The organism is Pseudomonas sp. CFBP13528 (assembly GCF_005233615.1).
GTDB lineage: Bacteria > Pseudomonadota > Gammaproteobacteria > Pseudomonadales > Pseudomonadaceae > Aquipseudomonas > Aquipseudomonas fluorescens_AM.
Genome location: NZ_QGAJ01000018.1, coordinates 91,228 through 104,319 on the forward strand (window position 1 = coordinate 91,228; position 13,092 = coordinate 104,319).

18 protein-coding genes are annotated in these 13,092 nt (G+C 60.3%); 10 read left to right on the top strand and 8 right to left on the bottom strand.

Annotation, left to right across the window (positions count from 1 at the left end; translation table 11 throughout):
* Positions 1 to 17: 17 nt before the first annotated feature.
* Positions 18 to 1,631 carry a hybrid sensor histidine kinase/response regulator gene (locus PspCFBP13528_RS24155; RefSeq protein ID WP_137201688.1) on the top strand — a complete coding sequence of 538 codons (1,614 nt, stop codon included), beginning with the start codon at positions 18 to 20 and terminating at the stop codon, positions 1,629 to 1,631.
* On the opposite strand, the gene PspCFBP13528_RS24160 is transcribed toward PspCFBP13528_RS24155, so the two are convergent.
* Complete coding sequence (locus PspCFBP13528_RS24160; RefSeq protein ID WP_065950994.1) at positions 1,621 to 1,956, bottom strand: hypothetical protein; 336 nt, start codon at positions 1,954 to 1,956, stop codon at positions 1,621 to 1,623. The genes PspCFBP13528_RS24155 and PspCFBP13528_RS24160 overlap by 11 nt on opposite strands.
* Positions 1,957 to 2,131: 175 nt before the next feature.
* On the opposite strand from PspCFBP13528_RS24160, the gene PspCFBP13528_RS24165 reads away from it, so the two are divergent.
* Positions 2,132 to 2,614 carry a GNAT family N-acetyltransferase gene (locus tag PspCFBP13528_RS24165; protein ID WP_065950993.1) on the top strand — a complete coding sequence of 161 codons (483 nt, stop codon included), beginning with the start codon at positions 2,132 to 2,134 and terminating at the stop codon, positions 2,612 to 2,614.
* Positions 2,615 to 2,728: 114 nt separating this feature from the next.
* Here the strand turns inward: PspCFBP13528_RS24165 and PspCFBP13528_RS24170 are convergent, their stop codons facing one another.
* Positions 2,729 to 3,211, bottom strand: coding sequence for a copper chaperone PCu(A)C (locus PspCFBP13528_RS24170; RefSeq protein WP_137201689.1), 483 nt, complete (start codon positions 3,209 to 3,211; stop codon positions 2,729 to 2,731).
* Positions 3,211 to 3,819: an SCO family protein gene (locus PspCFBP13528_RS24175; protein ID WP_034106413.1), complete on the bottom strand. Its 609-nt coding sequence runs from the start codon at positions 3,817 to 3,819 to the stop codon at positions 3,211 to 3,213. The genes PspCFBP13528_RS24170 and PspCFBP13528_RS24175 overlap by 1 nt, the downstream gene beginning before the upstream one ends.
* 180 nt (positions 3,820 to 3,999) lie before the next feature.
* On the opposite strand from PspCFBP13528_RS24175, the gene PspCFBP13528_RS24180 reads away from it, so the two are divergent.
* Positions 4,000 to 4,383 carry a DUF2946 domain-containing protein gene (locus PspCFBP13528_RS24180; protein ID WP_104503280.1) on the top strand — a complete coding sequence of 128 codons (384 nt, stop codon included), beginning with the start codon at positions 4,000 to 4,002 and terminating at the stop codon, positions 4,381 to 4,383.
* Positions 4,384 to 4,445: 62 nt separating this feature from the next.
* Positions 4,446 to 4,991, top strand: a complete 546-nt coding sequence (locus PspCFBP13528_RS24185) for a putative natural product biosynthesis protein (RefSeq protein WP_137201690.1) — start codon at positions 4,446 to 4,448, stop codon at positions 4,989 to 4,991.
* A 101-nt stretch (positions 4,992 to 5,092) separates the two neighbouring features.
* Here PspCFBP13528_RS24185 and PspCFBP13528_RS24190 read toward each other — a convergent pair whose 3' ends face one another.
* On the bottom strand, positions 5,093 to 5,569 hold the full coding sequence (locus PspCFBP13528_RS24190) for a hemerythrin domain-containing protein (RefSeq protein ID WP_137201691.1): 477 nt from the start codon (positions 5,567 to 5,569) through the stop codon (positions 5,093 to 5,095).
* A gap of 279 nt (positions 5,570 to 5,848) precedes the next feature.
* Here PspCFBP13528_RS24190 and PspCFBP13528_RS24195 point away from each other — a divergent pair, with 279 nt between their 5' ends.
* Positions 5,849 to 6,055 (top strand): hypothetical protein, encoded by a 207-nt coding sequence (locus PspCFBP13528_RS24195; RefSeq protein ID WP_065950987.1) that lies wholly within the window; start codon positions 5,849 to 5,851, stop codon positions 6,053 to 6,055.
* Positions 6,056 to 6,115: 60 nt separating this feature from the next.
* On the opposite strand, the gene PspCFBP13528_RS24200 is transcribed toward PspCFBP13528_RS24195, so the two are convergent.
* Both PspCFBP13528_RS24200 and PspCFBP13528_RS24205 read right to left on the bottom strand, forming a co-directional pair.
* A complete protein-coding gene (locus PspCFBP13528_RS24200) occupies positions 6,116 to 6,676 on the bottom strand; it encodes a type 1 glutamine amidotransferase domain-containing protein (RefSeq protein ID WP_065950986.1) in 561 nt (186 codons plus the stop codon).
* Between the two features lie 26 nt (positions 6,677 to 6,702).
* A complete protein-coding gene (locus PspCFBP13528_RS24205) occupies positions 6,703 to 7,206 on the bottom strand; it encodes a DUF4142 domain-containing protein (RefSeq protein WP_065950985.1) in 504 nt (167 codons plus the stop codon).
* A gap of 196 nt (positions 7,207 to 7,402) precedes the next feature.
* Between PspCFBP13528_RS24205 and PspCFBP13528_RS24210 the strand changes: the two genes are divergently transcribed.
* From PspCFBP13528_RS24210 to PspCFBP13528_RS24220, 3 genes are read left to right on the top strand one after another with little or no spacing between them, the layout of a single operon-like run.
* Positions 7,403 to 7,612 (top strand): hypothetical protein, encoded by a 210-nt coding sequence (locus PspCFBP13528_RS24210; protein WP_065950984.1) that lies wholly within the window; start codon positions 7,403 to 7,405, stop codon positions 7,610 to 7,612.
* Between the two features lie 2 nt (positions 7,613 to 7,614).
* Positions 7,615 to 8,046, top strand: a complete 432-nt coding sequence (locus tag PspCFBP13528_RS24215) for a DNA methylase (protein WP_137201692.1) — start codon at positions 7,615 to 7,617, stop codon at positions 8,044 to 8,046.
* Positions 8,043 to 8,771 carry a DUF72 domain-containing protein gene (locus PspCFBP13528_RS24220; RefSeq protein ID WP_241669140.1) on the top strand — a complete coding sequence of 243 codons (729 nt, stop codon included), beginning with the start codon at positions 8,043 to 8,045 and terminating at the stop codon, positions 8,769 to 8,771. Before PspCFBP13528_RS24215 ends, PspCFBP13528_RS24220 begins: the two co-directional genes overlap by 4 nt.
* Here PspCFBP13528_RS24220 and PspCFBP13528_RS24225 read toward each other — a convergent pair.
* A complete protein-coding gene (locus PspCFBP13528_RS24225) occupies positions 8,739 to 9,521 on the bottom strand; it encodes a DeoR/GlpR family DNA-binding transcription regulator (RefSeq protein ID WP_101221062.1) in 783 nt (260 codons plus the stop codon). The genes PspCFBP13528_RS24220 and PspCFBP13528_RS24225 overlap by 33 nt on opposite strands.
* A gap of 120 nt (positions 9,522 to 9,641) precedes the next feature.
* On the opposite strand from PspCFBP13528_RS24225, the gene PspCFBP13528_RS24230 reads away from it, so the two are divergent.
* Positions 9,642 to 10,799: an alpha-hydroxy acid oxidase gene (locus PspCFBP13528_RS24230; protein WP_137201693.1), complete on the top strand. Its 1,158-nt coding sequence runs from the start codon at positions 9,642 to 9,644 to the stop codon at positions 10,797 to 10,799.
* A gap of 195 nt (positions 10,800 to 10,994) precedes the next feature.
* On the opposite strand, the gene PspCFBP13528_RS24235 is transcribed toward PspCFBP13528_RS24230, so the two are convergent.
* Positions 10,995 to 11,921, bottom strand: coding sequence for an alpha/beta hydrolase (locus tag PspCFBP13528_RS24235; protein WP_065950980.1), 927 nt, complete (start codon positions 11,919 to 11,921; stop codon positions 10,995 to 10,997).
* 180 nt (positions 11,922 to 12,101) lie between these two features.
* On the opposite strand from PspCFBP13528_RS24235, the gene PspCFBP13528_RS24240 reads away from it, so the two are divergent.
* The gene (locus PspCFBP13528_RS24240; RefSeq protein ID WP_065950979.1) at positions 12,102 to 12,689 is read left to right on the top strand and encodes an NUDIX domain-containing protein; all 588 of its coding nucleotides are present in this window, start codon (positions 12,102 to 12,104) and stop codon (positions 12,687 to 12,689) included.
* The last annotated feature ends 403 nt before the right edge of the window (positions 12,690 to 13,092 follow it).

Genomic DNA, 13,092 nt, shown 5'->3' on the forward strand with positions numbered 1-13,092 from the left:
CAACAAGGACGTAACCCATGGGTCTCGAGACCAACTCCGAACTCGACCAGGCTAACCTGCGCATTGTGGTGGCAACTATCGCCATTGTGTATATAAGCGTGCTGGGTTTTTTGCCTGGGCATTCGCTGGACACCTACCTGCCGGTGATCCTGTACATCTTCCTGTTTCTGCTGGCGTCCATTGCCTTGCGCCAGGTGATCGCGCGTTGGCCCGGGCATTACCCGGCGCGACGGATTTTCGGCATGCTCCACGACTACAGCGGCACTTCGTTCGGCCTGGTGGTGGGCGGTGAGGCGGCGTTGCCGCTGTATGCAGTGATGGTGTGGGTCAACCTCGGCAACGGCATGCGCTACGGATCGCGCTACCTGGCGATTGCCACGGGGCTGGCGTTGCTGGCGCTGTTGATCGTATACCAGCTCACGCCGTGGTGGCAGGCACAGCCCTTCATGGTGCTGATGCTGATGATCACCAGCACGGTGATTCCGGTATACGCGCATATCCTCCTGGAGCGCACGCGCAAGGCCTCCGAGCAAGCCATCGCCGCCAACCTGGAAAAATCCCGCTTTCTCGCCCAGGCCAGTCATGACCTGCGCCAGCCGATCCACTCCATCGGTCTGTTCACCGCCTGCCTGCGCGAAGCCCGCCTGGGCGATGACGAGCGGCGTCTGGTGGACAATATCGATCGCTCGCTGCTCAATGTCTCGCAGTTGTTCCGTTCCATTCTCGACCTCTACACCCTGGACAACGGGCGTCTGCTGCCCAAACACCAAGTGATCCACTTGGGCGATTTTCTCGCCGACCTGGTACGCCAGAACGCCGAAGCCGCACGCTGGGCGGGCGTGGAGTTGCGCTTGCGACCTTGCGCCCACTGGGTGCTGGTGGATCCGGGGATGCTGGCGACCATGGTGCAAAACCTGCTCTCCAATTGCTTCAAGTATGGCGCGCAACGGCCAGTGCTGATCGGTGCGCGTATTCGTGATAACCGCCTGGTGGTAGAGGTGCATGACCAGGGCCGGGGGATTGCGGGGGAGCATCTGGCCAAGGTCTTCGAAGAGTTCTATCGCGTGCGCCAACTGCGCGACAAGGACGTCGAGGGCGTTGGCCTGGGGCTGTCCATCGTCAAGCGCCTGGGGCAGTTGATGGGGCTGCAGGTGAGCCTGCGTTCGCGGGTGGGCCGTGGCACGTCGGTAAGTCTGCATGGCCTGGCCCTGGCCGCTGCGCCGGCTCAACCGGCATTGCGTGACGACGCACGCCAGGCTGGCCTGCTCAGCGGTTTGAAAGTGTGCCTGGTGGAAGATGACCACAACGTGCTGCTGGCCACCCAGGCCCTGCTCGAACGCTGGGGTTGCGAGGTGCAGGCCGAGTCCACGGGACAGGGCTTGGTCAGCGACTGCGACATCATCGTCGCCGACTATGACCTGGGCAACCACGCCACCGGCATCGAATGCATCGATCACCTGCGCCGGCAACGCGGCTGGGCGGTGCCGGCGCTGATCCTCACCGGGCACGACGTGGAGAAAATCCAGGCGGCGTTGCACGACCGTCAGATCGCCATTCTGTCCAAACCGGTGCGCCCTGCGGAACTGCGCGGCGCCCTGCGTGAGCTCAGTCAGGAAAAAACTATTGCATGAATGGCGTCAACCCATTGCCTCGCGCACCCTTGGGCATGCAATAGGCTGCGGGTTTCATCAGGCCAAAGCTGGCAATCGCAAACAAGCCGCCGCTTGCACCGCTAGGCACTGAGCAGTTGTACTCGCCGGACGCAGTGTTGGCCACGTAGTAGGTGCTCATGGAGTCGCTGCGTACATTGGAGACACGTTTGACCGGTTCGCCCAGGTTGGTCTCTGAGAGCTTCTTGAGATGGTCCTCGGTGGGTTTGATATTGCTGCATCCGGCGACAACGATGATCAAGGCGCCGAGCAGAGCAAGGCGCGTTACAGGGGATGAGGGTTTCATAATGCTTCTTCCTTGGGATTGTTTTGGTTTTTCCAGCGCGCAACGATCCCTCGCGCATTGAAGGCGCGGTGTTGGCTGAGCGTTGGAAGTGCCGGGGAATATAGCGCCGGTGGAGGGGCGGGTCGATTAGCACACATGGGCTAATGGCACATTGAGGTCATGGAAGGAGAGAGCTGTGTTGCAGATAAAACGAGCTACGCCAGATGATGCCGACAGCGCGTTCGAGATTCGTCGTGAGGCCATTCTCGGCCAATGCATCGGCGCCTACACCGCAGAGCAAATGGCGCTATGGACGCGTGGCAGTGCGAGCGATGGTTACAGCGTGCTGATGGAAAAGCACTTCTACCTGGGCTGTGTGAACGGCGAGCCAGTCGCCACCGGCATGCTCGATCTTGCCAACCATGAAGTCGGCGCCTTGTTTGTACGCCCCGCATTCACTGGACGAGGGTATGGCAAGGCAATGCTCGATCACTTGGAGACGGTCGCGCGTCACATCGCCGTTGAAGAAGTGGTATTGGATGCGACGCTCAATGCGGTGAGTTTCTACAAGGCATGCGGGTATGTCGGGGATGAGCAGGCGGTGTATCGCTCGCCGTCGGGGTTGGTGTTGGCGTGTGTGCCGATGGTGAAGCGCCTGCGGCTGATGAGTCAGTCTTGAACCAAATGTGGGAGGGGGCTTGCCCCCGATAGCAGGGTGCCAGTCACCGTATAGGTGGCTGATATATCGCCATCGGGGGCAAGCCCCCTCCCACATTTCTGACCGACCTGGGCTTCAATGCATCTTGCTATGGTCCATTTGGCTATGATCCATCCCATCCAAACCACGCGCTGGCGCCTTCACTTCAATGGTCTGCTCAGCGCCCTTGGCGTCTTTAACCACAAGGGTCAGCGGCACCTGGTCGCTTTCCTTGATCTGGCCGGTCAGGCCCATCAGCATCACGTGGTAGCCATTCGGATCGAGCTTGACGGCTTTGCCTGCGGGCAGGGCTACCGAGTCCACCGGGCCCATGCGCATCACGTCGTCCTGCATGCTCATTTCATGGATCTGCACGTCTTTGGCCACCGGTGATGCCACGCGCAGCAATTGGCTGTCGCTGTCGGCGGTGATGGTCATGAACGCGCCGCTGGAAGGCTGGCCCGGCACGGTGGCACGCACCCAGGCGTCGCTCACTTGCACCTGGGCGCTGGCGTGGGCGGCGAGACCCAGCAGGGTGAGGCCGAGGGTGAGACGCTTGAAGTGTTGAACGGCAGTCATTAGCAGACCTCCATGACGGTGAGCAGGTCTTCTGCGCACTCTTTAGCGGTAAGGGATGCCTGCAAGCCAAGGCGCAGGTTGCCACGGGTATCGAACACGAAGCTGGTGGCGGTGTGGGACAGGGTGTAGGTGTCGCCGGCGGGGATCTTTTCATAAAAGATCCCGAATTCCTTGGCGGCCACGGCGATTTCTTCCGGGGTGCCGTAGAGGGCTTCGAAACTGGGGTCGAAGGCCTTGACGTATTTGTCGAGTATCTCGGGGGTGTCGCGCTCGGGGTCCAGGGTGATGAACACCACCTGCATGATTTCACCGTCGCGGCCCATCAGCTTCTTGGCCTGGGCGGCGCGCGCCAGGGTGGTCGGGCAGACCGCCGGGCACTGGGTGAAGCCGAAGAACACCACGGGCATCAGGCCACGGTACGAGCTCAGGGTGACGGTTTCGCCGTCGGTGTTCTTGAGCTTGAAGGTGCGCCCCATGATCTTGTCACTGAGGTCCTTGCCGTACTTGAAATTCAGCTTGGGGCTGTAGTCACAGCCGCCCAGCAGGCTGCCCAGGCCCAACAGGCCCATACCGGTCAGCACTTTGCGGCGGGTGAATAACGTACTCATCAACTGTGCATCCTGTGAAACGCCTGAATGGCTCTGGAGTTGCCCACCCGGCTTTGAAAAGGAGTAACGAGAAGGGTGCAGAGTCTAGCAACCCTGGGCACCTCGCGTAATCTGCGACGTTCTGCCACAGGGGCGCGCTGCGCTTCATCCTTTTGTGGCTTCGGTGGTAGAGTCGCGGCCATGAAATCGAGCTGCCCCGACCGTGCGCTGATTGCCTGGGCCCTGTACTTCTGCGTACTGGTGAACCTGTTCGTATGCGGTTTGGGACACGGGCAGATGATGGGCCAACAGCTCAATGGGATCGGTGGTCAGTTCTGTTCGGTGGACGGCGGCCAGCCGGCAATTTCCGACAAAGGGTTGGCTGACCCGTCTACCAGCAACATCTCGAACTACTTTGCCTGCCCGATGTGCAGCGCCGTTACGGTCGCCGTCGTATTTCTGATCGGCCTGGCGTGGTTGCTGAGCCTCAAGCAACGCCCGCGTCCTGCCCATGAGCGGCGCAATAAGGCACCGCCGCGTTATACCTGGCCATCGGCCAATCCCCGCGCTTCCCCCACCGTCTGACGTGTGTCCTGGGCCTCCTGTAACCGGGAGGCATTCTATCGTCACGACTGTGAGTGCGTTCCATGAACCATCAGTTGCCAGCGCGCGCCCGTCGCTTGGTCAGCAAGGCCGCCGGGCGTTCGCGTGCGGAACCGGCGCTGCCTGACTACCCGAGTAATGCGCGCTGTTTCGTGCATCTGGATGCACGCTTGCTACCCCACTGGCACACCGTGTTCGATGTGTGCCCGGCATTGCTCAAGCTTGATCCACCGGAGGGCTTGAACCTGTTCCGCAGTTTCATGACCTGGGCCTATCGCCACCAGCTACCCCTGGATTGGACTTATCATTTGAACCTGTGCCGCTGGCTGCTGAGTTCACCCTACCGCGCTCGGATCGCTGCTGAATTTATCGACGCCTTGATGGCCGCCGCTGCCGCGCGCTGGGTCCTCACGGACGACAGTGAGGCGGCGGGGATCGTCCTGAGCTGGCGAGGTTCGTTCGTGTTCGATTGGAAAGGGCTCGTCCCGGGCGCTGCAGAGCAGCCGGCGTTGCCCGCACCTGGCTGGGATTTCGCCTGGTGTGCCTTGAGTGAGCGAGGGACGTTCAGTACGTGGTTGCCGGTGCCGTGAAGCGGCCTGCGCTTGGCAGTTGCGATGGATAACGCGACAGGGCCTGTAAACAGGCCCTGTCGCTTGCGCCGATCAAGCGCAGATAAAGCCGCCAATAGGCCCTACGCAGCCAACGGCTTACTCGTCATGGCCTTTTTATGGGCCGCTTTCATCGCTTCCATTTCAGCCCCGAGATCGTCCAGCATTGCCTTGCCCAGCAGTTTCCTGGCCTGGGGAAACATCTCGGTTTCTTCTTCTTCGATATGGTGTTCCAGCAGTTCCTTCACCACTTTGACGCGACCGGAAAACTCGGTGGTGGACGGGTCGGTCTGCTTCAGGTCGGGCAGCACCAATGAGTCGACGGTGCGGTGCTCTTCCTTGGCTTCGTGGTACATGATGTCCTGTTCCTTGCCGCCGGCTTTTCTGAAAGCAGGGTAGAGAATTTCTTCTTCCAGCCTGGTGTGCAAAGTGATTTCCATCTCCAGCTTGGCCAGCAACTCGGTACGTTTTTTCACCCCGCGCTCGGTGGATTCGCTCAGTTGGGCCAGCAGGGTCTTGACGCGTTCATGGTCAGCTTTGAGAAGGTCGATGGCATTCATGTGGAACCTCACGGGTAATGGTCGGGCATGTCGAAACGCACGCCTCGTGAGTAAGCACAGTGCATCACGCGTACCAACTTTTGCGTATGATAAATTATGTTTAAAATCAAATTGATAGCGTGCTGTCGTCGGTTCGCTGTCGTGCAGCTTGCATGATCGGACATTGCCGGGATTGCACAACGCACAACCGCCGCGACGGGCGAAGTGCGCTGCTGAACAATCCGATGGAACCCCTGACGCATTTACTTGACCTAACCCTTAGACTTCAGGAGGTGAAGCATGCAAATTGAATATATCTGGATCGTACTGGCGGTGATTCTGCTGCTGCTGGAACTGTGGGCCATCAACATCGTGTTGCGCAGTACCGGTGGCTGGGAAACCAAGGGGCTGTGGTTGGTGGTGCTGGTCTTCGTACCGTTGCTGGGGCTGATCGCCTGGGCGATGTTCGGGCCCAAGCGGGAGATGGCGCAACAACGCAAACACTGAAGTATTGAGCTAAAAAAACAGGCGCCCCATGGGGCGCCTGTTTTTATTTCGGTGCAGAGATCAGCCCGCGACAGCCTGGGCAATCGCCTCATTGAACGCGGGTAAATCGTCCGGCGTGCGTGAGGTGATCAAGGTCCAGCCATTGGCCTTGCATTCCTGCACCTGGGCGTCGACCACGCTGGCGGCGCCGGCGTTTTCCAGGTCGATACGCACGCTTTTAAACGCGGTCAGGGTCTTGCCTTTGACCACGCCCGCGTCGATCAACGTCCACGGGCCGTGGCAGATCGCCGCAATGGTCTTGCCGGCCTGGGCGAACTCGCTGATCAAGCGCAGCGCGGCGCTATCCTGGCGCAGGGTGTCGGCATTTACGGTGCCGCCGGGGATGACCAGCGCATCGAAGTCGGCGCCGACCACGTCTGACAGTTGCACGTCGGACGCCACGGTCTGGTCCTTTTCCGTATCGCCCACGAAGGTCTGGGTGATGCCGCCTTTGCTGGAGGCGTGCGTCACGGTCGCGCCGTAGCCACGCAGGGCTTGCAGAGGCTTGAGCAGCTCATCGCGCTCGATACCGGTGTTGGAGGTGATGATCAGGATTTTCTTACCGTTGAGTTGCGCACTCATAAGCGGATATCTCCTGTAGAGGTGGGTTACTTGGCGTATTTGCTTTGCAGCGCCTTGGCCTTTTCCAAGTGAGCTTCAAGGGTCGGCAGGGTCTTGGTGGCGAAAGCTTTCAACTCGGCGTTGTCCGAGGACTCTGCTTCCTTCTTGAACAGTGCGACGGTTTTCTCATGGGCGTCCACTTGGTTGTTGGCGTAGGCCTTGTCGAACGATTCATCGCGCATTTCCAGAATGGCTTTCTTCGCCTTGTCAGTCAGGGCAGCGTCATCCGGCACTTCGATATCGAGCTTTTTCGCCAGCGCCATCAGGTCCTGATTGGCCTTGGTATGGTCAGTAATCATGTGTTGCGCGAAGGTTTTCACATCCGCCGAGCCGCTTTTTTCCAGTGCCAGCTTGCCGGCTTCCACTTCGGTGATACCGCCCTGGGCGGCATTCTCGACAAAGTCGTTGGAGGTGGCGGCCATCGCGGTGGAAATCGAGCCTGCAACCAGTGCGAATGTCAGGCCCATGTGTTTCATCAGTCGAGTCGTCATAGTGTCTCTCCTTGGAAATGGCGTGATGCCGTTACGTGACTGTTGAACCGATGCCCGGGCAAAAGGTTTAAATTTTTTTTACGCGCAGTGACTGAACGGCAGGTGTGGCAATTTCCTTGAACTAATCCAAATTCGCCGGGTTCTGCTGCATAGGGTCGCCGCTGTTGGTGACCTGCCATTACCAGGAGATTGCACTGTGACTGATCACACACCCGCCGATAAGACCCCCGAACCCATCAGTTCCGAAGACGCGCAAAAGGGCAATGCCGACGGCACCAAAGGGCCGACCCTGGAACGTCCGAACCCCAAGACCGAAACCATCGACAAAGTGGTGACACCGACCTCGATCAAGGACCTTGAGCGCCAGACGAACGCTATCAACGAGAAGCTCAGCAAGGGACAGTGAGCATGGCCCGTTCCATCAGCGCATCGGAGCTGGGGATAAAGCTCCAGCCTGACGACGACAGCAGCCTGTTCAAGTGGTTTATCGCCAGTTTCCTGATGGGCAAGCGCATTCAGGCGCCCATTGCCGCGCACGCCTACAAGGTGATTGTTGAAGAGGAGGGCCGCGACACGCCGCGTAAGCTGCAGCACTGCACGTCGCGGGAGCTGGTCGCCATGTTGGGACGCGCGCATTACGTACGTTACGACGAAACCACGGCACAGCGTCTGTTGGACCTGAGTGCGAAACTCAATGCTGATTACGGCGGCAAGATGACACGGATTGTGCAGTTCAGCGATGACCGCCAGGCGTTCGAAAAGCGCCTGGGTGAGTTCGATGGCGTCGGGCCCAAGACCATCGAGATTTTCATGCGCGATGCCGCCACGGTGTTGTTTTGACCGCAGCGCTGTATGTGGGCTGTGCCGGCTGGAGCCTGCCCCGCGAACAGTGGCCGGCCTTCGTTGAACAAGGCACGCATTTGCAGCGCTACGCCTCGCGTTTCAGCGCGGTAGAAATCAACAGCTCGTTTTACCGGCCCCACTTGCCGAGAACCTATGAGCGCTGGCGGGAGTCGGTGCCTGCGGGGTTTCGCTTTTCGGTCAAGATGCCCAAGCGGATCACCCACGAGCTGCGTTTGCAGCAGTGCAGCACTGCCCTGGACGAATTTCTTGCGCAATGCCTGCAACTGGACGAAAAGCTCGGTTGCCTGTTGGTTCAACTGCCGCCGTCCCTGAGTTATGAGCCGCTGGTGGCCGGCGCCTTTTTCGACGCGCTGCGTCAGCGTTTTGCCGGTGCCGTGGTGCTGGAGCCGCGCAATGACAGTTGGCTCGCGGCTGGGAGTCTGCTGCAGGCATTCGAGATCGGTTGGGTCAACGCCGACCCCGCGGTGATCGCAGCAGGCGATGCCTGGCACGGCGTGCGTTATTGGCGCCTGCACGGCTCGCCACGCATTTATCACAGCGCCTACGGGCCCGCGCGGGTGCAGGCATATTCCCAGTTGTTGCGCCAATCGATTGAAGAGGGCATTCCCACCTGGTGCATCTTCGATAACACCGCCAGCGGCCATGCGGTCGCCGATGCCCTCGACTTGCTAGACCTCCACCCGGCGCACCTCCAGCCCTAATTGCTCATAAGCCTCCACGTTCGGCGCATCCCATTCGGTAATCAGCGTATGGATACGGCTGCACGGCGCCACCACGAACGGTTCCACCGCGCCAAGTTTGTCCGAGGTGGTCACGGCCACCACGTGGGACGCGCTGTCGAGCAAGGCTTGCTTGACCGCCACTTCAGTAAAATGCAGGGACGTCATGCCCACTTGCGGGTGCAATGCGCACACGCCGGTGAACAACAGGTCGGCCTTGATGCTCTGGATCAGACGTACCGCTTCATGGCCGCCGGTGGAAAGTGTGGTGGGGTTGAGTTGGCCCCCCGCCAGAATCACGGTCACATGTGGGTGGTCCGCCAGGGCGATAGCGATCATCGGCGAGGGGCTGATCACGGTCAGGTGGAGTGAGTGCGGCAATGAGCGGGCGATCTGCAGGGTGGTGGAGCCGGAGTCGAACAGTACGATCTGGCCATCCTCGACTTGATCCGCAGCCAACTGTGCCAGGCGGCGCTTGGCCTCATTGGTCTGGTCGACACGGGTGAAGAAGTCCTTGCCAGTGTCCCTGGGCCGGGGCAGGGCGCCGCCGTGCACGCGTTGCAACAGACCGGCGGCGGCGAGTTCGCCGAGGTCGCGGCGGATGGTGTCCGGGGATACGGCGAAATGCTCGACCAGCTCGGATGCCGTGACCTTGCCGTCGCGCTCAAGCAGCAACAGGATCTTTTGTTTGCGCAGGGAAGGCAGGTCGATGGCGTGATGGGTGCTTTGCATGTTTGTGCGCTTTGTTGCGGGTTTGTGCGAGATTAAGCGTCGGTCGATATAAACGCAATGGCTGGTTGCCTTGGCGATCGCCGGTTACTCTCTGGGTTCAGTTCAGGGAGAGGTGACCCGATGTCGTTGATCACAACCATCGAAGACTTACGCAAGCTTGCGCAAAAACGTGTGCCGCGCATGTTTTACGACTACGCCGATTCCGGCTCCTGGACTGAGAGCACCTACCGGGCCAATGAAAGCGACTTTGCCCGCATCAAGTTCCGTCAGCGCGTGGCGCGCAATATCGATGAACGTTCGATCCGCGCCAGCATGATCGGCCAGGACATGGCCATGCCGGTGGCCCTGGCACCTACCGGCCTTGCAGGCATGCAGCACGCCGATGGCGAGATCCTGACCGCGCGCGCCGCTGCGGCTTTTGGCCTGCGCTATACCTTGTCGACCATGAGCATCTGTTCGCTGGAAGACATCGCCGAGCACGTCGGCCAGCCCTTCTGGTTCCAGTTGTATGTGATGCGCGACCGCGGCTTTATCGAGCGCTTGATCGAGCGCGCCAAGGCGGCGGGCGTTGATGCGTTGGTGTTGACGCTGGACCTGCAGATCCTCGGGCAGCGTCACAAGGACTTGATCAATGGCCTGTCGGCGCCGCCCAGGCTGACCCTGCCGAACATCCTCAATATGATGACCAAGCCGCGCTGGGTGATGGGCATGCTCGGCACCCAGCGTCGTGGTTTCGGCAATATCGTCGGGCACGTGACGGGCGTGGCCGACATGAGTTCGCTGTCGGCGTGGACCGCCCAACAATTCGATCCGCGCCTGAGCTGGGACGATGTGGAGTGGATCAAGAAGTGCTGGGGCGGCAAGTTGATCATCAAGGGTATCCTCGATGTGGAAGACGCACGCCTGGCGGCCAATTCCGGCGCCGATGCGTTGGTGGTGAGCAACCACGGTGGCCGTCAGCTCGATGGCGCGCCGTCGAGCGTCAGCCAATTGCCGGCGATTGTGGAGGCGGTGGGCAATCGGATTGAGGTGTGGCTCGATGGGGGCATTCGCTCCGGCCAGGACGTACTCAAGGCCATGGCGCTGGGCGCCAGGGGCACGATGATCGGACGCCCTCATCTGTATGGCTTGGGGGCGATGGGCGAAGCGGGCGTGACCAAAGCGCTGGAGATCATCGCCCGTGAGTTGGAGGTGTCGATGGCGCTGTGTGGCTATAACGATATACGCGATGTGAATCGCGAGATCCTGCTGCCGGGCACCTTTCCTGACGGCGTTTGATGCGCAAAAAAAAACAGGAAAAGTAAAAAGAGTTGTCCACGGAAACCGTGGGTATCTCTGTGGATAACTTTGCAAGGCCCCGGCAGCATTGGCGATTTAACCTGCGATCAATATTTGATCAACTTTCAATGACGGCCAATATGGCCAGGGTTTGCGCTTGACAGGCCTTGGCGAAGCCAGTGCCGAAAAGTGCATTTATGAGTCACCGCCTCTGCCTGTGGAGGGGGTGACCACCGGTGACGGCATCGTCGCTTGCATCAGCTTGTCCAGCGCCACGCCATAATTGCGCCCGGCCAGGCTCATGCTGTTGTTATGGCCGGCACCCGGCACCAGTAACAGCCGCTTGGGTTCCTGGGCGGCTTCGAATAATTGCTCGCTGAAACGCGGTGGAACGTAGCGGTCATCAAGGCCATGGACCACCAGCAGTGGCATGTGAATATCGGCCATCTTGTCGATGGAATCGAATTTCTGCGACAGCAACCAGCGCACCGGCAGTGAGGTATTGGCAACGGCGGTGGCGACATCCCCCAGGGACGTGAACGTGGATTCGATCACCAGCCCGCGCACCGGCAACGGTACCTGCCTGCTCAACTGCGCGGCGAGGTCGATGGCCACCGCGCCACCCAGGGAATGGCCGTAGATCAGGCGTTTGCCGGGGTCCGGTTGCAAGGTTTGAAAGCGCTCCCAGGCGATGCGCGCGTCCTCATACACCGTGGTTTCCGAAGGCAGGTCTCCACGGCTTTTGCCAAAACCGCGATAGTCGATGGCCAAGACCGAATAGCCCAGCGCGTGCAGCTGTTCGATGCGAAACAGCTGGCCGGTGAGGTTCCAGCGCACGCCGTGCAGATAGAGGATGGCAGGCGCATCCTTGCGTGCGGCCGGGTACCACCAGCCATGGATATTCTGGCCGGATTTGAACGTGGCCGGCTTGATATCGAACTCCTGAACGGCGCTGGGCAGGCCGGTGTACCAGCCCGCGGTGCCCGGCTCGATGCGAAACACCAGTTCGCGCTCCTTGTGTTGCAGCACGGCGCAGCCGACCGGCAGGCCGACGATCAACAGGGCCATGCACAGCAGCACAAACCGGCGCAGGCCGCGGCGGGGTATGGAAAAAGATGACATGAAGGTTCCAGTACAAGGGCCAAGTACGGGTTGTACCAGATGCCCCGGGCAGAGCTGAAATTAATGCGACGGCCGTGACGCAGGATTGCTTGCAAAGTGTTGCAGCGAGCTCGGGGGCAACCGGCTTGACGCTGCATGGCCTGCACGAGATGCTCCGCTTCTTTGAGCAAAGGCCCGACCATGGACAACAGCCCCGTGCGCATCACCGCCGAAGAAACCCTTTCGGACAACTGGTACCTCTTGAAGAAATACAGCTTCGATCTGCGCCGTCGCGACGGCAGCTGGCAAGCCCAGACCCGCGAAGTGTATGACCGGGGCAACGGTGCGACCATCCTGTTGTACAACCGCGAGCAGCGCACGGTGCTGCTGATCCGCCAGTTCCGCATGCCGACTTTCGTCAACGACCACGAAGGCTACCTGATCGAAGCGGCGGCCGGATTGCTCGACAATGCCAGCCCCGAAGAGCGCATCCGCCTGGAAGCCGAGGAAGAGACCGGCTATCGCGTGGGGCATGTCGAAAAAGTCTATGCGGCCTTCATGAGCCCGGGGTCGGTGACCGAGCGTATTCACTTCTTTATCGGCGAGTACCAAGCGGGCGACCGGGTTGGCGCCGGCGGCGGCCTGGTGGAAGAGGGCGAGGATATCGAAGTGCTGGAACTGGGGTTCGAGCAGGCGCTGGGGATGGTGGCCAGTGGGGAGATCGTGGATGGCAAGACCATCATGCTGTTGCAGCACTTGGAACTGCGGATGTTGAAAGAGCGCTGGTAGAGGCATCGCACCTGATGAGCAAAATGTGGGAGGGGCGGTGCGACGATTCGACTTGCCCCCGATCGCCATAGCTATCTACACAACGCTGTAGCGCCCAACCGTAACCACGATGCGAAGCGAGTCGCTCTTGATCTGGCTTTTGATCTTGATCTGCTTTTGATCTAGGCGCCCCGTCAAACCACGCTGGCCGAACGCAGGCTTGAATCCGTGGGTAACCCGGCAGGACGCCGGGTTAGCCGCACTGGGCCAGGGATGGCCCATTGCGGCGGCCCACGGATTCAAGCCGGAGTGAGGGCACACCGAGCCCAGGCGAGGTGCCGAGTGGTGGGGCATGTACGGGTCAACCACATGGGTTACAAAAAAGTGCACTCACATAGGTGACACTTTGATTGAGACATAACCG